Here is a 21250-nt window from a genome sequence, read left to right on the forward strand (position 1 = left end):
GCATGAGTGATGCGGCGATCGAGATACGCGACCTGCGCAAGGTCTATCAGGGCGGCAAGGAAGCACTGCGGGGCGTAAGCTTCGACGTGCCGCGCGGCCAGATCTTCGGCCTGCTCGGGCCGAACGGGGCGGGCAAGTCCACCCTGATCAACATCCTGTCGGGGATGGTCAACAAATCGGGCGGCACGGCGCGCGTCTGGGGCTTCGACATCGACGAGCATCCGCGCAACGCCAAGGCCTCGATCGGCATCGTGCCGCAGGAGATCCTGTTCGATCCGTTCTTCACGCCCGCCGAGACGCTGGAGAATCAGGCCGGCCTCTATGGCGTGCCCAAGGCGCGGCGGCGGACGATGGAGCTGCTGCGCGCCGTCCACCTCGAGGACAAGGCGGGCGCCTATGCCCGCACCCTCTCCGGCGGCATGAAGCGGCGATTGCTGGTCGCCAAGGCGATGGTTCATTCGCCGCCGATCCTGGTGCTGGACGAGCCGACCGCCGGCGTCGACATCCAGCTCCGCCAGCAGCTCTGGGCCTATGTGCGCACGCTCAACGAGCAGGGCGTCACCGTCGTCCTCACCACCCATTATCTGGAGGAGGCCGAGGAGCTGTGCGATCGCATCGCGATCATCAACCATGGCCAGCTCATCGCCAATGAGCCGACCCGTACCCTCGTCAACAAGGCGCAGGAAAAGGCCGTGGAAGTGACGGTCGACCGCGATCTCACCGAGGCGCCGGCCGCCGCCTGCTTCGAGAAGATCGTGCTGAAGAGCGCGCGCACCGTCGAGATCACCTATCACAAGGACAAGGTGAATGCCGGCGAGGTGCTCGGCGCGCTGACCGCCGCCGGCCTCGGCATCGTCGATGTCTCCACCAAGGAAGCCGACCTCGAGGACGTGTTCCTGAACCTGACCAACGAAGCGGCCTGATGGAGCGGCGTTTCGACGTGGTGGTGATCGGCTCGGGTGCCGCCGGGCTGACGGCGGCGCTCAACCTCGCGCCGCATTACAAGGTGGGCGTGCTCGCCAAGGGCGACATTTCGGACGGCTCGACCCGCTATGCGCAGGGCGGCATCGCCGCCGTGCTGGAGCCGGGCGATACGTTCGAAAGCCATATCGAGGACACGATGATCGCCGGCGCCGGCCTCAACGACCGGCGCACCGTCGAGTTCGTGGTCGAGAATGCGCCGGCCGCGATCGAGCGGCTGGCGGCGCTGGGCGTGCCGTTCAACCCGGGCGAGGCCGGCCACGCGGAGCGCTGGCATCTCACCCGCGAGGGGGGGCACAGCCATCGCCGCATCGTCCATGTCGACGACGCCACCGGCTTCGCCGTGCAGCAGGCACTCGAGCGCGCTGCCGCCGCCCATCCCAACATCACGCTGATCCCCGATCACGCCGCGATCGACCTCGTCACCGGCCGGCATGCGGCGCGCTATTCGGGCGACGGCCATGTCTGGGGGGTCTACGCCGTCAGCCGCGCGACGGGCGAGGTCAGCCTGTTCTCCGGTCGCGCCACCGTGCTCGCAACGGGCGGGGCGAGCCGCGCCTATGTCTTCTCGACATCTCCACGCGGCGCCACCGGCGACGGCATCGGCATGGCGTGGCGGGCGGGCTGCCGCATCTCCAACATGGAGTTCATGCAATTCCACCCGACGTGCCTGTTCCACCCCGAGGTCAAGAATTTCCTGATCACCGAGGCCGTGCGCGGCGAGGGCGGGCGGCTGAGATTGCCCGGGTCCGGCCATCGCTTCATGCCGGATTTCGATCCGCGCGCCGAGCTTGCTCCGCGCGACGTGGTGGCTCGCGCCATCGATCATGAGATCAAGCGGCTGGGGCTGGATTACGTCCATCTCGACATCAGCCACATGCCGCCGGAGTTCGTCGAACAGCATTTCCCGACGATCCGCGCGCGGCTCGCCGAGCTCGGCATCGACATGACGACGCAGCCGATCCCGGTGGTGCCGGCAGCCCATTATACCTGCGGCGGCGTGGTGGTGGATCGACACGGACGCACTGACCTGCCCGGCCTCTATGCCGCCGGCGAGGTGTCGCAATCGGGTCTGCATGGCGCGAACCGTCTGGCATCCAACTCGTTATTGGAATGCTTCGTCTATGGCGCGGCCGCAGCAGAGCATATTCGCAGCAATTGGGCCGATCTGCCCGAGCCGCCTGCGCTCAATCCCTGGGATGAGAGCCGCGTTTCGGATTCCGACGAGGAGGTGATCGTCCAGCATAACTGGCGCGAGATCCGCCGCTTCATGTGGGATTATGTCGGCATCGTGCGCACCACCAAGCGACTGGAGCGCGCCCAGCATCGCATCGACCTGCTCCGCCGCGAGGTTGCCGATTATTACGGCAATTTCCGCGTGACGCCCGATCTGATCGAGCTGCGCAACCTCGTCGAGGTGGCCGGTCTGATCGTGCAATGCGCGCTCGCCCGCAAGGAGAGCCGGGGCTTGCATTATACGCTCGATTATCCGGAGACGCTTGCCGAGGCGCGGGATACGATCGTCGCGCCCTGAGCCGCGGGGACGGATCAGCCCCGCCCCCCCGTTCGCTCCGAGCCTGTCGGGAAGCAGCCACCATCGTCGCGGCGATCCTCGACAGGCCCGAACCGAACGCTTCTATGTCACCTGAGTCCGGCCGGTTGCCCCAGCGTCAGCTTGGCGAACAGGCTGAAGCTCAGCGGCGTGCGGCCATAGGCGGCGTCGAGGCGATCCGGCTTGGCATAAGCGCTGCCGGCGCCGCCCAGCGCCAGCGCCGCCGCCCGGCCGAGCGGCAGTTCATAGGCATAGCCGAGCGTCGCCTTGCCGACCGTGAAGGGCCGGCCGTGGAGCGGATCGCCTTCCGGGAACAGCTCGTCATTGTCGACCAGCTCGACGCGGCCGAACAGGTTATGGCGCGGGCGAATCGCCCAATTGCCCTCGACGAAGCCCGCCTGCAGGGCGCGGCCGGGAATGCGCTGCTTGCGCGACCAGCCGGCGGTGGCGGTGAAGCCCGGCGCGGCATAGGCGATGCTCGCCACCAGCCGCCCCTCGTCCTCGCCCACGTGCAGCACCTCCGGGCTCTCGATCCGCCCATAGGAGAGCGAGGCGGACCAATGTTCGTCGGGCAGCCATGTCGCGCGCAGGCTCCACGAATCGAAGCGCGGACGCTCGATGTCCCAGCGATCCTCGTCCGGCTCGCGGCCGGTGAAGACGGAGGCTTCGGCTTGCCAATGGCGCCCGGACAGGCCCGCCGTCATTACGCCGAAGGCGATGTGCGTCGAATCGAACCAATGGTGGGTGATCGGGGCATCGGGGTTCAGCCGGGCGGACGGCCGGTGCATGAACGCGCTCGGCCCCAGCGCCGGCTCGCCGACCGGAGCGACATAGAGGAAGCCGGTGAGGCCCGGCGCCACCGGCAGGTCGAGCCGGGCGGACAGCTCCATGAACAGGTCGTGGGGGTGCTGGCGGTCGATCAGCGCGCGGCCGCCGGCCGTCTCGCCGGTGGCGAACAGATTGGGATAGCCGCGATCGCCCATCAGCGGCTCGGCCGAGAACATGGCACGCAGCTGCAGCTTGCCGCCGTCGCCGACCGGCCGCGCCGCCATCAGCATCGCCATCGATTCGACGAATCCCTCGTCGCGCCCACGCGGGCCACCCTGATCGGTGTAGACGCCCCAGCCATAGCCGTGGGCCATCAGCATCCAGTCGCCGGCCATCACATGCAGCCCGGCCATCGGCGGCCCGGCGGCGGGCAGGCGACTGGTGCCGGATACGCCGTCATGCATCAGCGCCGCCATGCCGGGCCTATCGGGCATGGCCTGATCGGGCTGGGCCATGCCGGGCATGTCCATCATGCCGGCCATGTCATGCCCGGCATGGGCGTCGGTCTGGGCAGCGGCCGGCATCGCCGCCACCGCCGCGGCAAGGGCCGCGGTCGCGCAAAGCTTGTGTCTCATCAGTGTCTCCGTGAACCGTGTCGGCGCGGATCCGGGCGGACCCGCGGCGCGATCAGGTTCGGCGCGGAGGGCGCAGCTCGGCCGGCGGCAGGCGCCCCGACAGCGCACGCACCGGCGCTGCCGCGATGATAGCGAAAAGGGCCGGCGGCGCGGCGAGCTGGGCGAGCGGCGTGGCCGGCATCGCGGCGGGCACTGCGCAATCGGCCGCGTCACCGGGCAGAGCGGGGCGATGCTCGCCATGATGCATCGCCTTCGCCATTGCCTGCGGGCAGCACGCCATGGCCGGCATCGCCCGCGCGGCGGCTGGCGCATAGGCGGCGAGCAGAAGGGCGATGAGGGCGATCAGGCGGGTCACGACCGACCGAAGCTAGGCGGACGCGCCGGGCCCGGCAAGCCGTCCACAGCTTTGCATCCGTTTGTTGCCCGCAGGCAATCGCCAAGCGGCCCGGCAGTTGCTACATCGCGGCCGTCGTGAGCAGCAATCATCTCTATCTCGTCGATGGCTCGGGTTATATTTTCCGCGCCTATCACCGCCTGCCGCCGCTCACCAACCGGCACGGGATGCCGGCGGGCGCGGTCTATGGCTTCACCACCATGTTGTGGAAGCTGGTCGACGATCTCCACAAGGCGGATGGGCCGACCCACCTCGCCGTGATCCTCGACGCCTCCAGTCGTACCTTCCGCAACGACATGTACGGCGCCTACAAGGCGCATCGGCCGCCGCCGCCCGAGGATCTCGTCCCCCAGTTCCCGCTGATCCGCACCGCCACGCGCGCCTTCTCCGTGCCCTGCATCGAGGAAGAGGGGCTGGAAGCCGACGACATCATCGCCTGCTACGCCAGGGCGGCGCTGGCCGAGGGCTGGCAGGTGACGATCGTCAGCTCCGACAAGGATCTGATGCAGCTCATCGAGCCGGGCCTCGACATGCTCGACACGATGAACAACCGCCGGCTCGGCCGCGATCACGTCATCGAGAAGTTCGGGGTGCCGCCGGAGCTGCTCGGCGACGTGCTGGCCCTGATGGGCGACAGCGTCGACAACGTGCCGGGCGTCCCGGGCGTCGGGCCGAAGACGGCGAGCCAGCTGATCAACGAGTTCGGCTCGCTGGATGCGGTGTTGCAGAACGCCGAGACGATCAAGAAACCGAAGCTGCGCGAATCGCTCCTCGCCCATGCCGACAATGCCCGCCTGTCGCGCGAGCTGGTGCGGCTGGTGTGCGACCGGCCGCTGCCCGAGCCGCTCGACGCGCTCAAGCTGAAGGGCCTGCCGCCGGAGCCGCTGCGCGAGTTCCTGGCCGAGCAGGGCTTCAAGTCGCTGCTGCTGCGCGTCGGCGGCGAGGGGCAGCCGGGCCGATCGGTGCTCGCCGAGCCGGCGGTGGCGGCGGCTCCGGTGGAGATTCCGGAAGAGCCGGCCTTCGATCACAAGAGCTACGAGTGCGTCACCAGCGAGGCGACGCTCGACCTGTGGATCACCGAGGCGACCGCCGAGGGACGTGTCGCGGTCGACACCGAAACCACTCATCTCGATGCGATCCGCGCCGAGCTGGTCGGGGTCAGCCTCGCCACTGCCAGCGGGCGGGCCTGCTACATCCCCTTCGGCCATGTCGGCGACGGGCTGCTATCCGAGACGCCGCAGCAATTGCCGCGCGAGCTGGTGCTGGCGAAGCTCAAGCCGCTGCTGGAAAACCCGTCCGTCCTCAAGATCGGGCAGAACCTCAAATATGATCTGATCCTGTTCCGCCGGGCCGGCATCGACATCATCGCCTATGACGACACGATGCTGCTGTCCTACGACCTCGACGCGGGGCTGGGCGGGCATGGCATGGACGATCTGTGCAAGAAGCATTTCTCGCACGACACGATCAGCTTCAAATCGGTGTGCGGAACCGGCAAGAGCCAGATCACCTTCGACAAGGTGTCGCTCGCCCAGGCCACCGAATATGCCGGCGAGGATGCCGACGTCACGCTGCGCCTGTGGCAGCGGCTGAAGCCGCGGCTATCGCGCGAGGCGGCGACGCGCGTCTATGAGCTGGTCGACCGGCCGCTGCTGGCCGTCGTCGCCGAGATGGAGATGGCGGGCATCTCGGTCGATCGCGCCGAATTGTCGCGACTGTCGGCTGATTATGCAGTGGAGATCGCCCGGCTGGAGGGCGTCATCCATCAGGCGGCGGGCGGCCCCTTCACCATCGGCAGCCCCAAGCAGCTGGGCGAAGTGCTGTTCGAGCGCATGGGGCTGAAGGGCGGGCGCAAGGGCAAGTCCGGCGTCTATTCCACCGACGTCAACGAGATGGAGCGCCTGGCCGCCGAAGGCATCGAGGTGGCGCGGCTGGTGCTCGAATGGCGGCAGCTGACCAAGCTCAAGTCGACCTACACCGACGCGCTGCAACAGCAGATCAATCCGGTGACGGGGCGCGTCCACACCAGCTTCTCGATGGCGGTGGCGCAGACCGGGCGGCTATCCTCGACCGATCCCAACCTCCAGAACATCCCGATCCGCACCGAGCTCGGCCGCCGCATCCGCGACGCCTTCGTGGCGGCGCCGGGCCATGTCCTGCTGTCGGCGGATTATTCGCAGATCGAGCTCAGGCTCGCCGCGCACATGGCCGACGTGCCGCAGCTGCGCACCGCCTTCGCCGAGGGGCAGGACATCCATAACCTGACCGCGCAGGAACTGTTCGGCACCGTCGACCGCGACACCCGCGGGCGCGCCAAGACGATCAACTTCGCCATCCTCTACGGCATCTCCGCCTTCGGCCTGGCCGGGCGGCTGGGCGTCGATCGCGGCGAGGCGCAGGCGATCATCGATCGCTATTTCGATCGCTTCCCGGGCGTGCGCAACTATATCGCGCTGACCGTCGGTCAGGTCCGCGAGCAGGGCTTCGTCACCACCCTGTTCGGCCGCAAGACCCACCTGCCCGGCATCAAGGGCAAGACGGTGTCCGAGCGACAGGCGGCCGAGCGGCAGGCGATCAACGCGCCGATCCAGGGCACCAGCGCCGATATCATCAAGCGCGCCATGGTCCGCATGGGCCCGGCGCTCGCCGCCGAAGGTTTGACTTCGGTGAAGATGCTGCTCCAGGTCCATGACGAGCTGGTGTTCGAAGTGCCGGAGGCGGATGCCGCGGCAGCCAGCACCGTGATCCGCCGCGTCATGGAAAGCGCCGCCGAGCCCTATGTCCGGCTCAGCGTGCCGCTGGGCGTCGAGATCGGCACCGGCCCGAGCTGGGGCGCCGCGCATTGACCGGCGCCGTCGCCGGCGCGCCCGGCCCGCCGAACGCGGACATCTCCCAGCTCGCCAAGGGCGGCCGAACCAACTTCTTCGGCTTCCTGCTCCGCCTCGCGGCACGCCTGCCCTTCCTCTTCATCGCCGGCCGGGTCTACGGCGCCGAGGCGCTGGGGCGCTTCGCCTATGCGGTGATCGTCGTCGAGTTCGCCGCCCAGCTCGCCACGCTCGGCCTCAAGCGCGGCCTCGCCCAGCAACTGGCGCGCACCAGCCGGCCGCAGGCGCACAGCGTCTGGGACGCGATGCTGCTCGGCGGCCTTTCCTCGACGGTGACGGCGGCGTTCCTCTGCCTGCTGCCGCAGATCATGTTCCCCAATTCCGCGCTCAACGGGCTGGACTGGCTGCTGCCGCTGACCGTGTTCGGGCTGGTGTGGTCGGACATCTCGCTCGCCGCGCTGGCCTATCGGCTGGACATCGGCGCCACCGTCAAGGCCCGTTCGATCATCGAGCCGTGGACGATCTCGCTCGCCGCATTCGGCCTGCAATATTACTCGCTGCGCGACGGGCTGATCCTGTCCTATGTGCTGTCGATCATCGCCGCCTTCGTCGCATCGATCGTGCCGCTGCTGAGGAGCTACGGCCCGCCGGGCTATTGGAAGCCGGAGCCGCAACGGCTCGCCGCCCTTACCCGCCGCAACCTGCCGCTCGCCGCCGCCGACGCCATCGAATGGGGATCGCGGCGCATCGACATCGCCATTCTCGGCCTGCTCTTCTCGCCGGCGATCGTCGGCATCTATTATGTCGCGCAGCAGGTCGCGTCCCTGCCGCAGAAGCTGAAGACCAGCTTCGATCCGATTCTCGGCCCGGTCATCACCCAGAAGCTGGAGGAGGGCGACAAGCCGGCGGTGGCGCGGCAGGTGCGCCAGGTCGGCTTCTGGATCATCGCCGCGCAGGCCGCGATCGCGCTGGCGCTGGGCATTCCCGGCGAGGCGGTGATGGGGCTGGTCGGGCCGAACTTCGTCGGCGGTGTCGGCGCGCTCGCCTTCCTGCTTCTCGCCGAAGTGGTGGCGGCGACGGCGGTCGTCTCCGAGGCGGCGCTGATCTATGTGGCGCGCAAGCGCAACCTCGTCATCTCGCTGCTGATGATCGTCGTACAGGTGGCGCTGAGCTTTGCCGTCGTCCACGCGATGCGCGTGATGCAATGGCCGGTGCTGGTGCAGGCCGCCGGCCCGGCGATCGCGATGACCTGCGCGCTCGGCCTGGCGTCGGTGATGAAGGCGCGGCTCCTGTCGCGGCTGCTCGGCGCGCGGGTGTCCGGCTGGCGCTGGGCCCTGGTGTGGGCGACGGCGCCGGCGGTGGCGGTCGGCTATCTGGCCACGCTGCTGCCGGAATGGCTGGAGCTGCTGATCGGCATCCCGGCGATCCTCGCCGCCTATGGCGCAGTGATCTGGTACAGGGGCTTCGGCCACGAGGACCGCGAGCTGTTCCGGATGAAGGGCACGGCGGCGGAGGTGTGAACGCTGTGAAGCCCCCTCCCGGGAAAGGAGAGGGCTTTGCGCTTTTACCCAGAGCTCAATGGCGGAAGTGGCGCATCCCGGTGAACACCATCGCCAGCCCGGCCTTGTCGGCAGCGGCGATCACCTCCTCGTCGCGGATCGAGCCGCCCGGCTGGATCACCGCCGTGGCGCCCGCCTCGACCGCCGCCAGCAGGCCGTCGGCAAAGGGGAAGAAGGCGTCGGAGGCGACCGACGAGCCGATCGTGCGCGGCTCGGGCCAGCCGGCCTTGTCGGCCGCGTCGCGGGCCTTCCATGCGGCGATGCGCGCGCTCTCCAGCCTGTTCATCTGGCCGGCGCCGATGCCGGCGGTGGCGCCGTCCCTGGCATAGACGATGGCGTTGGACTTGACGTGCTTGGCCACCTTCCATGCGAACAGGCAGTCGGCCAGCTCCTGCGGCGTCGGGGCGCGGCGGGTGACGAGCTTGAGCTCATCCTCGCCGATGACGCCGGTGTCGCCGGTCTGCACCAGCCAGCCGCCGATGATCGATTTGGCGGTCATGAACAGGCTTTCCGGGCCGGGCAGGCTGCCGGAGAGCAGCAGGCGGAGATTCTTCTTGGTGGCGAAGATGGCGCGCGCCTCCTCGTCGGCGTCGGGCGCCACCACCACCTCGGTGAAGATCGAGGAGATGGCGCGCGCGGTCGCGCCGTCGAGCGGCCGGTTGACGGCGATGATGCCGCCGAACGCCGAGACGCTGTCGCAGGCGAGCGCCGCCTCATAGGCATCGACCAGGGTGCCGGCGGTGGCGACGCCGCAGGGATTGGCGTGCTTGACGATGACGCAGGTCGGCTCGGCGTCGCGGAACTCGGCAACGAGGCCGAGGGCCGCGTCCGCGTCGTTGTAATTATTGTAGCTGAGCTCCTTGCCCTGCACCTGCTCGGCCTGGCCGATGCCGCGCCCGTGGCCGCCGGCATAATCGTAGAAGGCGGCGGCCTGATGCGGATTCTCGCCATAGCGCAGCACCGACTTGCGTTTCAGCGCGAAAGGCAGGGTCTCGGGCCATTGCTCTTTCTGGTCGGCGAAGGCGAACCAGCTGGCGATCGCCGCGTCATAGGCGGCGGTGGCGGCATAGGCGGTGGCGGCGAGCCGGCGGCGCAGCGCCAGCGTGGTGGCGCCGCCATTGGCGTCGAGCTCGGCGATGAGCGCGGCATAGTCGCCCGGCTCGGTGATGACGGCGACCGACTCGTGGTTCTTCGCGGCCGAGCGGATCATCGCCGGGCCGCCGATGTCGATATTCTCGATGATCTCCGGCCGTTCGGCCCCCTTCGCGACGGTGGCGGCGAACGGATAGAGGTTGACGACGACGATATCGATCGCGCCGATGCCATGCTCGTCCATCGACGCGCGGTGGCCGGCATCGTCGCGCACCGCGAGCAGGCCGCCATGCACCTTGGGGTGGAGCGTCTTGACCCGGCCGTCCATCATCTCGGGAAAGCCGGTCAGGTCGGAAATATCGCGGACGTCGAGACCGGCGTCGCGCAGCGCCCTGGCGGTGCCGCCGGTCGAGACCAGCTCCACGCCATGGCGGGCGAGTGCCCGGCCGAGATCGAGGAGCCCGTCCTTGTCCGAGACGGAGAGGAGGGCACGGGCGGCTTTCACATGATCGGTCATGGACCGCGCCTTTAGCGCCTTGGGCGCGGGATGACAGCCCCTAGCCCACCCGCCGTAACGACCAGTCGATGGTGGCGCCGCTCGCGCCCGCCTCGCCGGTGACGACGATCTGCGTCGTCGGGCGGGTGCGACCCTCGCCATTGACCCAGAGCGAGGCGTCGAGCGTCACGGCCGCGCCCCCCTTGGCGCGGAACTGCCAGGCGCCGCCGCCGGGCAGGCGGAGCAGCGCGCCCTGGCCGTCGGCGGTGGCGCTGGCCTCGACGCCCGGGCCGAGATGGAAACGCACCGCGAAGCCGGCGGCGTGGCGCGGGCCGCGCCCGGCCGGCGTCATGATGTCGGCGCCGACCAGGGCCTTGCCGTCTGCGGATAGCGCCAGCCGGCGGCGATGGGCGAGGCCGTAGCGGCGGACATAGCCGTCATGGCTGGCCTCCAGGCTCGAGCCGCCTTCGTCCTCGCGCCGATCCAGCTCGACCTCGCCGACACCGCGGCCCAGCGTGCCGTCCGGCAGGATGGCGGTGGAATTGGTGTCGTCGAGCGTGACGGTCGAATGGGCGGCGGTGGTGCGCAGCGCCTCGGCCAGCCCGCCGTCCAGCATCGTCACCGGCCGCCCGCCGCCGCAATTGACGATCAGCCGACGCGGCCCGTCCGACATTTCGAAGGCGAGCGTCGAGGCGGAGCCGGTGGCGGACGCGGCGGCGGGCGGCGGCGCGCAATCGGCGACGACCACCACAGGGCCGGCGACGAGCCGCTGATAGCCCCATTCCCGTGCCCGCCTGAGCGGACGCGTGCGGATGCCGGAAGCCTCGATGACGGCAGCGATACGCTCGGCCGGGAGCGGGCAGCCGCCCTGCCAGCTGCCCAGCGCGCCGTCGCCCATCGTCACGCCGAGCAGCGCGGGTACGGCGCGCGCCAGCGTCGGCACGAGTTCGCCGGTGACCGGCTTGTCCGCTGCTTCGAATACGGCGCCGAGCCGGGCGAGCAGGGTGACGAGCGCCACCAGATCGACCGGCGCGCGCCCGATCAGTCCGCCATCCGGCCAGCAGGCGGCGACCAGCGCCCGGTCGAGCGCGGCCATGCCGCGGGCCAGCCGCGGCTCGCGGCCCGGGATCAGCAAGGCCGCCGTCACCAGCCCGGCGCAGGCGGCGACGCGCGGCAGGCCGGCGGGGGCCTTGTCGGCGGTGCCGTCGAGATGGCGGGCCATGCGGGCGAGCGCGTTGAGCATCGCCGAGCGATGCACCGGATCGCCGGACGCGAGCAGCAGCGGGGCGTGCGCCGCCCAGTGAAGAATGCGCTGGCCGCACAGCTCGGGCCTCCAGCCGGGGCCGACATTGCCGCCCTCGTGCGCCAGCCAGCGCCGCAGCAGCAGCTCGGCCGGCGTCGCCGCCTTGCTGCGCGGGCCGGCGGCGGCCAGATCGGGCAGCCAGGCGAAGCTTTGCATATGATCGGCAAAGGCCGGCGATCGGCCGTCGATGGCGAAGGTGAAGCCGGCGATCGTCGCCTCCTCGCCTCCATGGCGGATGGTCCCGCTGAGCATCGCCTGCCCCGCGGCCGCATCGCCCGGCACCGGATCGGCCGGGATGGCGCGCAGCTTCAGCGGCTGGTGGCCGCGCAGGCGCAGCGCATGGAAGGGCGTGCGCCAGCTGGCGCGATGGAGGCTGTGGACGAAGCGGGCGGCAAGCCCCTCGCGAGGGCGGTTGCCCGCGCGGATCGTATCGGGGCCGTCCTTGTCGGTCTGGCCCCCGCCCATCTCAGCCGCGCAGGGCCCTGATATTGGCGGCATAGGCCGATGGCCCGCCGCGGAAGGTGGCGGTGCCGGCGACCAGCGCATCGGCGCCGGCGGCGATCGCCTGCCGGGCGGTGTCGACGTCAATGCCGCCATCGACCTCGAGGTCGATGGCCTTGCCGAGCCGCTCGATCCGCTCGCGGATGGCGCTGATCTTGCGCAGCTGCGAGGTGATGAAGCTCTGCCCGCCGAAGCCGGGATTGACGCTCATCACCAGCACCAGGTCGATATCCTCCAGCACATAATCGAGCGCATCGGCAGGCGTCGCGGGATTGAGCACCACGCCGGCGCGCTTGCCGAGCGACTTGATGCGCTGGATGGTGCGATGGAGGTGCGGGCCGGCCTCGGGATGGACGGTGATGGTATCGGCGCCGGCCTCGGCGAAGGCCTCCAGATAAAGGTCCACCGGCGAGATCATCAGGTGGACGTCGAACAGCTTGGACGTATGCGGCCGCAGCGCCTTGACCACCGCCGGCCCGATGGTGATGTTCGGCACGAAATGGCCGTCCATGACATCGACATGGATCCAGTCTGCGCCTGCCGCATCGATCGCGCGCACCTCCTCGCCCAGCCGGGAGAAGTCGGCGGAGAGGATCGAAGGGGCGATGCGGACCGGCTGTTGCATGAAAAAGCGGACTAAACCTGCGAGTCGCCCCTTTCAACCTGTTTGCGAATGCGGATCAGGGGCAGGCCCCCGCCCTCTAACCAAGGCGCTGGAAGCGGGTGGCGAAGAAGGCGTCCGCCCCGCCATGCTCGACGATCGCCCCGGGGGCGACGCGCAGCCGGCCGGCAACGGGCGGGATCAGCGCTGGCAATTCCCCCGCCGTCACCGGGTCGGCGGCGAAGTCGGCATGCTGGGCGAGGAAGGCATCTGCCACCGCCTCGCCTTCGGAAGGCTCTGCGGAGCAGACGGCATAGACGATGCGCCCGCCGGGCTTCAGCCACCGGGCGGCACGGGCGAGCATCGCCGCCTGCTGCTCGGCCAGATTGGCGATGGCGCGCGGGCTGGTGCGGTGAAGCACGTCCGGATGACGGCGGAAGATGCCGGTCGCCGAGCAGGGCGCGTCGAGAAGGATCACGTCGACCGGCGCGGGCGGTGCCCACGTCATCACGTCCGCCTCGACGATCGCGGCGGCGAGGCCGGTGCGGGTGAGATTGTCGCGCAGGCGCCCCAGCCGCGCCGCGGAGATGTCGAGCGCAGTGACCTGCCAGCCGGCGGCGGCGAGCTGCAGCGCCTTGCCGCCGGGGGCCGCGCAGAGATCGAGGGCGGTGCCAGGCCCGGCCCCCAGCAGGCGCGCGGGGATCGCGGCGGCGAGATCCTGCACCCACCAGGCGCCGTCGTCATAGCCGGCAAGCTCGGTGACGCTGGCACGCGGCAGGCGGAGATGGCCGGGCATCAGGCTTTCGGCGCCAAGCCGGGCGGCCCAGTCCCCGGTGGTGGCCGGATCGCGCAGCGTGAGGTCGAGCGGCGGCGGGGCGGCGATGGCAGCCTGCGCCGCGCGCACCGCGGGGCCGCCATAGCGTTTGCGCCAGCGCTTGGTGACCGCCGCCGGCAGCGAAGGCGGGTCGGGCAGCTTGGCCTCGGCCGCCATCACTGCCCCGAACACGCCGTGGACCAGCCGGCGAGGGCCACCATCGACGAGCGGCAGCACCGTGGCGATGGCGGCGTGCGGCGGCGTGCCCAGCGCCAGCGCCTGGACGAGCGCGAGGCGCAACGCGGTGCGCGCCTTGGCGTCGGCGGGGATCGGCTTTTCGGTATGGGCGTCAATCAGCGCGTCGAGATCGGGCAGGCGGCGCAGCGTCTCGGCGGCGATCGCCTGGGCATGGGCGCGATCGACCGCCAGCGTCAGATGCTGGGTGGCGACATCGAACGTCGCCTCCAGCGGCAGGCCGCGGCGGAGCACCGCGTCGATGAGGCGCATGGCGGCGCGGCGCGTCTCGGTGCCGGCAGGTTCGGGCTTGTCAGGCGTGGACATCGCGCCGATGTGGCGAGTTCGGAACGGAAAGACCAGCCATGACCAATCGCGCCACTCAACGCCCGCCCCATGTGAAGGCGCCTGCCCATTGGGGCCCGAGCGAGCCGGTGCCCGCGCCAGAGGCGGTGACGCTGGCGCCCGAACCCGCCCGGGACGGCCCGGACCCGGTCCGCTATGGCGACTGGGAAAGCAAGGGCATCGCGATCGATTTCTAGGGTCTGGACCTATAGGTCCAGACCCTAGCGATCAGGCGCGGTTGACGCTTCCCCCGCGCGATACCTATGATCCTGGGATAAGACCTTTTTATTCTGATTGCCGGGCCAGGCATGTGTTGCGTTGCGATCATCCGACAGGCTCGACCCTTATCCTTGGGGACAATCAGATGACGAAATTCCTGGCTTCCGTCCTGCTCGCGACGGGGACCGTGCTGTCCGGGGCGGCCAGCGCCGCCGTCACCGTCTATACCGTCGAGTTCAGCGCGACGGATTTCTTCGTCGGCAATGGCTATGCCGGCGGGGTGCCGGTCGATCCGGTGAGCGGCTCCTTCACCTTCACCATTGATCCGGAGCGGATCGTCGTGGGTGAAATCGGCGATGTCACGGTCAATTACCTGAATATTCCGGTCAGCTTCCCGGTCGGGCTGCAATTTAGTCTCTACTCCGATGACGGCCCCGTTCTCTGGATTGGCGGCTCCTCGCCGGCGGACTCCGACGATGAGCGCGCGCGGGGGAACGATCCCGCCGGGATGGCATTCGTTGGCCTGTTTGATGATTTCAGACTGGGAATCGCCAATCCCTGGACCTCGCCCGCACTCCATGTGGCGAGCGACGACGGCGGTCGCCCCGACCTTCAGGGTTTCCTCTACAGCATCGTCGGCCCCTTCAATTACTTCTCCACCCGGAATGTGGAGCTGACGATGACGGCGACCCCGCTCGCCGCCGCGGTGCCCGAGCCGGCGACATGGCTGACGATGCTGGCCGGCTTCGGCCTCGTGGGCGCGGGCCTGCGCGGTAGGCGGCGGGCGGCTATTCCCGCTTGAGCGGCCGGCTCATCAGGCGGTCGATCACGGCGCGGACATCGGCCTTGCCGGCCAGCAGGTCCGCCACGGCGTCCGCGATCGGCATGTCGGCGCCGGCCTCGCGGGCGGCCTCGACCAGCACGGGCGCGGTGAAGGCGCCCTCGGCCACGGTGCGGCGGTCGGCCAACAGCTCCGTGGCCGGCTTGCCCTGGCCCAGCCCCATCCCCAGCGAGAAATTGCGGCTGCTGGCGGACGAACAGGTGAGCACCAGGTCGCCCAGCCCCGACAGGCCCGCCAGCGTCTCCGCCCGCGCGCCCAGCGCGAGGCCGAAGCGCGTCATCTCCGCGAAACCGCGCGAGATCAGCGCGGCGCGTGCGTTCTGGCCGAGCCCGGCGCCCTCGACGACGCCGCAGGCGATGGCCATGACGTTCTTCACCGCCCCGCCAATCTCGGCGCCGACGACATCGTCCGAGAAATAGGGGCGGAAGGTCGGCCGGGCGAGGCGGTGGGCGAGCCGCTGGCCGAGCGCCTCGTCGGCGCAGGCGAGCGTGACCGCGGTGGGCAGCCCCGCTGCCACCTCCCTGGCGAAGGTCGGGCCGGAAAGGACGGCGATCGGGCTCCCCGGCCGCGCGGCGGCGGCGACATCCGACATCAGCCGCCTGGTGCCGGCCTCGATGCCCTTGGCGCAGAGGATCAGCGGCGCGTCGGTATCCAGCGTGGCAAGGATGCGGCCGAGATGCTGGGCCGGCGTCACCACCAGCAGCGCCTCGCGATCGGCCAGCGCGGCAAGATCGCCGGTTGCCCGGATCCCCGGCGACAGCGGCACCTCGGGCAGATAGGGCGTGTTGACGTGGGCTGCGTTGATCGCGTCGACCACCTCCGGCTCATATGCCCAGATCAGCACGTCGTCGCCGCCACCGGCTGCGACCTGCGCCAGCGCCGTGCCCCACGCGCCCGCCCCGATGACGCCAAGCCTCATGCCTTCACTCCTGCGCCGCGCGCCTTCTCCGCATGGGGATCGAGCGGCCAGCGGGCGCGGGCCGGCACGTCGAGCGGATCGGTCAGACCGGCGGCGAAGCGCTCGGCGCCGGCCCAGCCGATCATCGCGGCATTGTCCGTGCACAGCCATAGCGGCGGCGCGGAGAAGGGCAGGTCATGTTGATGGGCGAGCGCGGTCAACGCGGCGCGGACGGCGCCGTTGGCGGCGACGCCGCCGGCGACCACCAGAGCGGTCGCCTGTGGAACCTGTGCGATGGCGCGGCGGGTACGATCGACCAGGCAGTCGACCACCGCCTGCTGGAACGAGGCGGCGAGATCGGGCACCGACCAGCTCCCCGTATCGCGGGCGCGCAGCACTGCGCTCTTGAGGCCGGCGAAGGAGAAATGCGGCTCGGCCGTGCCGACCAGCGGGCGCGGCAGCGGCACCGCTGCGGGGTCGCCGGCCGCCGCCGCCCGCTCAACCGCCGGCCCGCCGGGAAAGCCGAGGCCGAGCAGCTTCGCAGTCTTGTCGAACGCCTCGCCGGCGGCATCGTCGATGGTCGTGGCCAGCCGGCGATAGCGGCCGACGCCCTCGACGGCGAGCAGCTGGCAATGGCCGCCCGAGACGAGCAGCAGCAGATAGGGAAAGGCGAGGTCCGGATCGGCGAGCCGCGGCGACAGCGCGTGGCCCTCGAGATGATTGACCGCGATCAGCGGCTTGTCCGCCGCCAGCGCCAGCGCCTTGGCCGTGACGAGCCCGACCATCACGCCGCCGATCAGCCCCGGCCCGGCGGTCGCGGCGATCGCGTCGACCTGGCCGAGCGTCAGCCCGGCCTCGGCGAGCGCCGCCTCGATGAGCGGGCCCAGCGCCTCGACATGAGCGCGGGCGGCGATCTCCGGCACGACGCCGCCATAGGGCCGGTGCGCCGCCTCCTGCCCGGCGAGGCGGTGGGCGAGGATGCCGCGATCGCTGGTGACGAGCGCGGCCGCCGTCTCGTCGCACGAGGATTCGAGGCCGAGGATGATGCTCATGCCTCCTCCTCTCGGCCGAGGAACAGGAAGTCACGCTCGTAGCGGTTGAGGTGGGCGCCGCCGTCGACGAACAGCACCTGTCCGGTCACCGCCGATGCGCCGGCCAGCCACGCCACGGCGTCGGCGATGTCCTCCGGCCGGGACAGGCGCCGGAGCGGCATGGCGGCGGCGAGCCGCTGCATCTGGCCGGGCGCATAATCCCCGGTCGGCAGGGTCAGCCCCGGTGCCACGCCGACCACGCGCAGCCGCGGCGCATGATGACGGGCGAGGATGTGGGTGAGCTCGGCCAGCGCCAGCTTGGAGAGGGTGTAGCTCAGCTGGTCGCCATTGGGCTCGGCGATGCGCTGGTCGAGGATGTTGACGATGACGCCCCTGCCCTCCGGCCCGAGGGCGGCGGCGAGGGTGCGGGCGAGGATGGCGGGGGCGGCGACATTCACGGCGTGATGGGCCAGCATCGCCGGCATCGTCACCGTGTCCGGCGTGTCGAAGGCGAAACGGGCGGCGTTGTTGACGAGCAGCTCGGGCACGCGGCCGAATCGCGCCGCGACCTCGGCGACCAGCCCCTCGACCGCGTCCTCGTCCTCGAAATCGGCGGAGAACACCGCCCAGTCGACATCGGCCTCGTCCAGCGCGCGGGCGAGGCCCGGGTCCGGCGCCGAGTCACCGGCGCTGTGCAGCGCCAGCGCGTGGCCGTCCTGTGCCAGACGGGCAGCGATCGCGGCGCCGATGCGCCGGCAGCCGCCCGTGACCAGCGCCAGGCTCATTTGCGGTGCCGCACCATCGTGATGCCGATCGATTCGCCGCGCTCGGAAATCGCCAGCTTGACGATCTTCACCTCGACGCGCCGCACTCGCGCATCGCCGGAGAACAACGTGTCGCAGATATGATCCGCCACCGCCTCGACGAGCGTGAAATGGACGTCGCCCGGCAGCGCGCTGGTCGCGGCGCGCTTGAGGTCGAGATAATTTTTCGATGCCGACAGCGGGGTGCCCGGCGCGAAATGATCCGGACAGTCGAGATCGACGGCGATCGAGATGCGCAATGGCTGAGGGAGGTGCGTCTCCTCCGAATAGATGCCGGTCAGCACCGACATCTCCACGTCCGCAACTTCGAGCCGGAGAAGATCTTCCATGGCCTCGCGCCTAGCGCGTCGGCACGCGACAGCGCAAGAATCCGGGCCATTAATCTTGCACGCGGCGCCAATCGCACTAGATGCGCGCGCTTCCGAAACGCGAATCAGGACGACGATCATCATCGACACGCTCGACTTCACGCCGCTCGCCGACTTCCCCGAAACCGAGGTCGAGGCTTTGCTCGACGCCGCGTTCGGCACGGATCGACGAGGGCGGACAGCCTATCGGCTGCGCGAAGGCGTGTCGGCGATTCCCGGCCTGTCGTTCGCGGCGGTCGACGATTACGGGCAGCTGGTCGGCTCCTTCCAGAGCTGGCCGGTGGAGCTGGCCGGCGATGACGGGCGGGTGGTGCCGCTGGTGCTGGTCGGCCCGATCGCCATCCAGCCCGATCGCCAGCAGGGCGGGCTCGGCCGCGCGCTGACCCGGCACGCGCTGGCGGCGATCGACGCCGCCGGCGTCGAGGCCACGGTGCTGATCGGCGATCCGGAATATTATGGCCGATTCTTCGGCTATTCCGACGCCGTCACCGGCCAGTGGCGCGTGCCCGGCCCGGTCGAGCAGCGCCGCCTGCTGGCGCGTCTCACCGGCGGCCCGGCGCTGCCCGTCTCGGGACTTTTGCGCCCGCGCTCGCGGTGACCTAGGGAGGGGGCATGCCAGGCCCCATGCCCCCACCCGACCTTGCCGGCCTGTCGCTCGCGGAGATCGCGCGGCTCGCCGAGGAGCGGCGCCTGCCGCCGGTCGCCCAGTGGCAGCCCGCGCATTGCGGGCATAGCGGCATGGCGATCGCCGCGGACGGCACATGGTTTCACGAGGGATCGCCGATCGGCCGGCCGGCGATGGTCCGGCTGTTCTCGACCATCCTGCGCCGCGAGCCCGAGGGCGGCTATGTGCTGGTGACGCCGGTCGAGAAGCTCGACATCGACGTCGCCGACGCGCCGTTCCTCGCCGTCGAGCTGAAGAGCGAGGGGGAGGGCGCGGCCCGCCGCCTCGCCTTCCGGCTCAACACCGGCGATCTGGTGGTGGCCGGGCCGGACCACCGCTTGCGCGTCGAGGAGCGGCAGGACGGCCCCCATCCCTATCTCCATGTTCGCGATCGTCTCGACGCGCTGGTCGCGCGGCCGGTCTATTACGAGCTGGCGGCGCTGGCGCTGGCCGAGGGCGGCGAGCCACCCGCCCTGTGGAGCGACGGCGCCTGCTTCCCGCTGGTGCCGGCATGACCTTGCGCGAGCGGATCGCAGAGGCGCTGGCCGCCGACGCGCCCGGGTTGCTGCCGGGCGATCTTTTTGACGACGAGCATGACGGCATCGCCGCGACGCCGGCAGCGGTGCTGGTCCCGGTGGTCGACCGGCCGGCGCCGACGCTGATCCTCACCCGTCGCACCGAGACGTTGCGCCGCCATCCCGGGCAGGTCGCCTTTCCCGGCGGACGGCTCGATCCCGGCGACAGCGGGCCGGTGGACGCTGCCCTGCGCGAGGCAGAGGAGGAGATCGGCCTGCCGCGGCGGCTGGTCGACGTCATCGGGACGGCGGACGCCTATCGCACCGTCACCGGTTTCTCGGTGACGCCGGTAGTCGGCATCGTCCCGCCGGACCTGCCGCTGGTGCCGCACGACGCCGAGGTGGCAGCGGTGTTCGAGGTGCCGCTCGATTTCGTGCTCGACATCGCCAATCAGGTGGAGCGCGCCGGGGAGTTTCGCGGGCGGGAGCGGCGCTATTACGAGATCATGTGGGGCGATTGGCGGATCTGGGGGGCGACGGCGGCGATGATCGTCAATCTCGGGCGCAGGCTCGGTCATGGCTGAGTGGCGGGAACGGGATGGGCTCGATCGCCTGCTCGACGCGCTCGATGCCGGGCGCGACGTCACGCGCTTCGTCGGCGGGGTGGTGCGCGACACCTTGCTCGGCCTGCCCGTCACCGACATCGATCTCGCCACCCAGCTGCCGCCCGCGGAGGTGGAGCGGCGCATCGCCGCGGCCGGCCTCAAGCCGGTGCCGACCGGCATCGCCCATGGCACGGTGACGGCGGTGCTGCCGGGCGGGCCGGTGGAGGTGACGACGCTTCGCCGCGACCTCACCACCGACGGGCGGCGCGCGACCATCGCCTTTACCGATGATTGGCGGGAGGATGCCGCGCGGCGCGATTTCACGATCAACGCCCTGTCGGCGGGGGCGGGGTTCGCGCGCGGGGCGGACGTTTCCGTTCATGATCATTTCGGCGGGCTCGGCGATCTGGCGGCGCGGCGGGTGCGCTTCATCGGTGACCCGCTGGCGCGCATCGCCGAGGATCATCTGCGCATCCTGCGCTTCTTCCGCTTCCATGCCCGCTTCGGCGGCGAGCCCGATGCGGCCGCGCTCGAAGCATGCACGTTGCGCGCCAACGACCTGATGGCGTTGTCTCGCGAGCGCATCGCGGACGAGACGCTGAAACTGCTCGGCCTTCCCGATCCAACGCCGACGGTGGCGCTGATGCAGGGGCGCGGCATCTGGGCGCCGGTGCTGCCCGAGATCGGGCCCGAAGGCGTGGCGCGGCTCACCCGGCTGGCGGCGCGCGAACGGGCGCTGGGGGTGGCGGCAGCTGCCCTGCGCCGGCTGGCGGCGCTGTTGCCGCCCGATCCGGCGGTGGCGGCGGAGGTGGCCGGGCGGCTGCGCCTGTCGCGGGCCCAGCGCGATCGGCTGGTGACAGCGGCAACCGTGGCCGAGCCGATGACGCCGGATGCGCTCGCCTATCGCCGCGGACTGGAGGGGGCGATCGACCGGTTGCTTCTCGACGAGGGCGGTGCCGCGGATCTTGCCCGGCTCGCCGGCTGGCAGCGCCCGCGCCTGCCGGTCAGCGGCGGCGACCTCATCGCGCTCGGCCTGCGCGCCGGCCCGGTGGTGGCGACGGCGCTGCAGGCGGTGGAGCGGCGCTGGATCGCCGAGGGCTTTCCCGATGCGGCTCGCGTGCGGGTGCTGGCGGCAGAGGAGGCGGGGCGGCTTTTGTCCGACGCCTCCTGAAACCGCGACCGGGC

General features: G+C 70.6%; 20 protein-coding genes. 10 read left to right on the top strand and 10 right to left on the bottom strand.

Annotated elements, in window-relative coordinates:
* The first annotated feature begins 2 nt into the window (after positions 1-2).
* Both KOF26_RS04365 and nadB read left to right on the top strand, forming a co-directional pair.
* Entirely contained in the window at positions 3-923 is a 921-nt protein-coding gene (locus KOF26_RS04365; RefSeq protein WP_216320711.1) for an ABC transporter ATP-binding protein, read from the top strand.
* Positions 923-2515: an L-aspartate oxidase gene (gene nadB, locus KOF26_RS04370; protein ID WP_216320713.1), complete on the top strand. Its 1593-nt coding sequence runs from the start codon at positions 923-925 to the stop codon at positions 2513-2515. The genes KOF26_RS04365 and nadB overlap by 1 nt, the downstream gene beginning before the upstream one ends.
* Positions 2516-2622: 107 nt before the next feature.
* On the opposite strand, the gene KOF26_RS04375 is transcribed toward nadB, so the two are convergent.
* Both KOF26_RS04375 and KOF26_RS04380 read right to left on the bottom strand, forming a co-directional pair.
* Positions 2623-3936, bottom strand: coding sequence for a hypothetical protein (locus tag KOF26_RS04375; protein WP_253201090.1), 1314 nt, complete (start codon positions 3934-3936; stop codon positions 2623-2625).
* 52 nt (positions 3937-3988) lie between these two features.
* Complete coding sequence (locus KOF26_RS04380; protein WP_216320715.1) at positions 3989-4291, bottom strand: DUF2946 family protein; 303 nt, start codon at positions 4289-4291, stop codon at positions 3989-3991.
* Between the two features lie 116 nt (positions 4292-4407).
* Between KOF26_RS04380 and polA the strand changes: the two genes are divergently transcribed.
* Positions 4408-7176 (top strand): DNA polymerase I, encoded by a 2769-nt coding sequence (gene polA / locus KOF26_RS04385; protein WP_216320718.1) that lies wholly within the window; start codon positions 4408-4410, stop codon positions 7174-7176.
* Positions 7173-8675: a lipopolysaccharide biosynthesis protein gene (locus KOF26_RS04390; RefSeq protein ID WP_216320721.1), complete on the top strand. Its 1503-nt coding sequence runs from the start codon at positions 7173-7175 to the stop codon at positions 8673-8675. The genes polA and KOF26_RS04390 overlap by 4 nt, the downstream gene beginning before the upstream one ends.
* 55 nt (positions 8676-8730) lie before the next feature.
* On the opposite strand, the gene purH is transcribed toward KOF26_RS04390, so the two are convergent.
* The 4 genes from purH to KOF26_RS04410 all read right to left on the bottom strand — a co-directional run bounded on the left by purH (position 8731) and on the right by KOF26_RS04410 (position 14082).
* Positions 8731-10323, bottom strand: coding sequence for a bifunctional phosphoribosylaminoimidazolecarboxamide formyltransferase/IMP cyclohydrolase (gene purH, locus KOF26_RS04395; protein ID WP_216320725.1), 1593 nt, complete (start codon positions 10321-10323; stop codon positions 8731-8733).
* Between the two features lie 40 nt (positions 10324-10363).
* The gene (locus tag KOF26_RS04400; protein WP_253201091.1) at positions 10364-12070 is read right to left on the bottom strand and encodes a heparinase II/III family protein; all 1707 of its coding nucleotides are present in this window, start codon (positions 12068-12070) and stop codon (positions 10364-10366) included.
* Position 12071: 1 nt separating this feature from the next.
* Complete coding sequence (gene rpe, locus KOF26_RS04405) at positions 12072-12731, bottom strand: ribulose-phosphate 3-epimerase (protein WP_216320730.1); 660 nt, start codon at positions 12729-12731, stop codon at positions 12072-12074.
* A 76-nt stretch (positions 12732-12807) separates the two neighbouring features.
* The gene (locus KOF26_RS04410; protein ID WP_216320733.1) at positions 12808-14082 is read right to left on the bottom strand and encodes an RsmB/NOP family class I SAM-dependent RNA methyltransferase; all 1275 of its coding nucleotides are present in this window, start codon (positions 14080-14082) and stop codon (positions 12808-12810) included.
* A 38-nt stretch (positions 14083-14120) separates the two neighbouring features.
* On the opposite strand from KOF26_RS04410, the gene KOF26_RS04415 reads away from it, so the two are divergent.
* Together KOF26_RS04415 and KOF26_RS16985 are read left to right on the top strand one after the other, a co-directional pair.
* Complete coding sequence (locus KOF26_RS04415; RefSeq protein ID WP_216320736.1) at positions 14121-14297, top strand: DUF1674 domain-containing protein; 177 nt, start codon at positions 14121-14123, stop codon at positions 14295-14297.
* Between the two features lie 41 nt (positions 14298-14338).
* Complete coding sequence (locus tag KOF26_RS16985; protein ID WP_253201092.1) at positions 14339-15121, top strand: PEPxxWA-CTERM sorting domain-containing protein; 783 nt, start codon at positions 14339-14341, stop codon at positions 15119-15121.
* On the opposite strand, the gene KOF26_RS04425 is transcribed toward KOF26_RS16985, so the two are convergent.
* The 4 genes from KOF26_RS04425 to KOF26_RS04440 are packed head-to-tail and all read right to left on the bottom strand — an operon-like array spanning position 15108 to position 18242.
* Positions 15108-16079 (bottom strand): NAD(P)H-dependent glycerol-3-phosphate dehydrogenase, encoded by a 972-nt coding sequence (locus KOF26_RS04425; protein WP_216320739.1) that lies wholly within the window; start codon positions 16077-16079, stop codon positions 15108-15110. The two genes, KOF26_RS16985 and KOF26_RS04425, sit on opposite strands and share 14 nt — an antisense overlap.
* Positions 16076-17110, bottom strand: coding sequence for a tRNA (adenosine(37)-N6)-threonylcarbamoyltransferase complex transferase subunit TsaD (gene tsaD, locus KOF26_RS04430; protein WP_216320744.1), 1035 nt, complete (start codon positions 17108-17110; stop codon positions 16076-16078). Before tsaD ends, KOF26_RS04425 begins: the two co-directional genes overlap by 4 nt.
* The gene (locus KOF26_RS04435) at positions 17107-17874 is read right to left on the bottom strand and encodes an SDR family oxidoreductase (protein ID WP_216320747.1); all 768 of its coding nucleotides are present in this window, start codon (positions 17872-17874) and stop codon (positions 17107-17109) included. The genes tsaD and KOF26_RS04435 overlap by 4 nt, the downstream gene beginning before the upstream one ends.
* On the bottom strand, positions 17871-18242 hold the full coding sequence (locus tag KOF26_RS04440; RefSeq protein ID WP_216320751.1) for a dihydroneopterin aldolase: 372 nt from the start codon (positions 18240-18242) through the stop codon (positions 17871-17873). Before KOF26_RS04440 ends, KOF26_RS04435 begins: the two co-directional genes overlap by 4 nt.
* 55 nt (positions 18243-18297) lie before the next feature.
* Here KOF26_RS04440 and KOF26_RS04445 point away from each other — a divergent pair, with 55 nt between their 5' ends.
* Genes KOF26_RS04445 through KOF26_RS04460 form a run of 4 tightly spaced genes read left to right on the top strand, consistent with a single transcriptional unit; the run spans position 18298 to position 21236 of the window.
* The gene (locus KOF26_RS04445) at positions 18298-18879 is read left to right on the top strand and encodes a GNAT family N-acetyltransferase (RefSeq protein WP_301183108.1); all 582 of its coding nucleotides are present in this window, start codon (positions 18298-18300) and stop codon (positions 18877-18879) included.
* A gap of 14 nt (positions 18880-18893) precedes the next feature.
* Entirely contained in the window at positions 18894-19460 is a 567-nt protein-coding gene (locus tag KOF26_RS04450; protein ID WP_216320756.1) for a DUF1285 domain-containing protein, read from the top strand.
* On the top strand, positions 19457-20044 hold the full coding sequence (locus tag KOF26_RS04455; RefSeq protein WP_216320759.1) for a CoA pyrophosphatase: 588 nt from the start codon (positions 19457-19459) through the stop codon (positions 20042-20044). The genes KOF26_RS04450 and KOF26_RS04455 overlap by 4 nt, the downstream gene beginning before the upstream one ends.
* Entirely contained in the window at positions 20037-21236 is a 1200-nt protein-coding gene (locus KOF26_RS04460; RefSeq protein ID WP_216320762.1) for a CCA tRNA nucleotidyltransferase, read from the top strand. The genes KOF26_RS04455 and KOF26_RS04460 overlap by 8 nt, the downstream gene beginning before the upstream one ends.
* Positions 21237-21250: the final 14 nt, after the last annotated feature.

This window comes from Sphingomonas quercus, assembly GCF_018863195.1.
Classification (GTDB): Bacteria; Pseudomonadota; Alphaproteobacteria; order Sphingomonadales; family Sphingomonadaceae; genus Solisphingomonas; species Solisphingomonas quercus.

Bases quoted from the DNA above. Each gene is read 5' to 3' on its own strand.
- KOF26_RS04365 (WP_216320711.1), top strand. From the start codon at position 3: ATGAGTGATGCGGCGATCGAGATACGCGACCTGCGCAAGGTCTATCAG.
- nadB (WP_216320713.1), top strand. From the start codon at position 923: ATGGAGCGGCGTTTCGACGTGGTGGTGATCGGCTCGGGTGCCGCCGGG.
- KOF26_RS04375 (WP_253201090.1), bottom strand. From the start codon at position 3,936: ATGAGACACAAGCTTTGCGCGACCGCGGCCCTTGCCGCGGCGGTGGCG.
- purH (WP_216320725.1), bottom strand. From the start codon at position 10,323: ATGACCGATCATGTGAAAGCCGCCCGTGCCCTCCTCTCCGTCTCGGAC.
- KOF26_RS04400 (WP_253201091.1), bottom strand. From the start codon at position 12,070: ATGGGCGGGGGCCAGACCGACAAGGACGGCCCCGATACGATCCGCGCG.
- rpe (WP_216320730.1), bottom strand. From the start codon at position 12,731: ATGCAACAGCCGGTCCGCATCGCCCCTTCGATCCTCTCCGCCGACTTC.
- KOF26_RS04410 (WP_216320733.1), bottom strand. From the start codon at position 14,082: ATGTCCACGCCTGACAAGCCCGAACCTGCCGGCACCGAGACGCGCCGC.
- KOF26_RS04415 (WP_216320736.1), top strand. From the start codon at position 14,121: ATGACCAATCGCGCCACTCAACGCCCGCCCCATGTGAAGGCGCCTGCC.
- KOF26_RS04425 (WP_216320739.1), bottom strand. From the start codon at position 16,079: ATGAGGCTTGGCGTCATCGGGGCGGGCGCGTGGGGCACGGCGCTGGCG.
- tsaD (WP_216320744.1), bottom strand. From the start codon at position 17,110: ATGAGCATCATCCTCGGCCTCGAATCCTCGTGCGACGAGACGGCGGCC.
- KOF26_RS04435 (WP_216320747.1), bottom strand. From the start codon at position 17,874: ATGAGCCTGGCGCTGGTCACGGGCGGCTGCCGGCGCATCGGCGCCGCG.
- KOF26_RS04440 (WP_216320751.1), bottom strand. From the start codon at position 18,242: ATGGAAGATCTTCTCCGGCTCGAAGTTGCGGACGTGGAGATGTCGGTG.
- KOF26_RS04450 (WP_216320756.1), top strand. From the start codon at position 18,894: ATGCCAGGCCCCATGCCCCCACCCGACCTTGCCGGCCTGTCGCTCGCG.
- KOF26_RS04455 (WP_216320759.1), top strand. From the start codon at position 19,457: ATGACCTTGCGCGAGCGGATCGCAGAGGCGCTGGCCGCCGACGCGCCC.
- KOF26_RS04460 (WP_216320762.1), top strand. From the start codon at position 20,037: ATGGCTGAGTGGCGGGAACGGGATGGGCTCGATCGCCTGCTCGACGCG.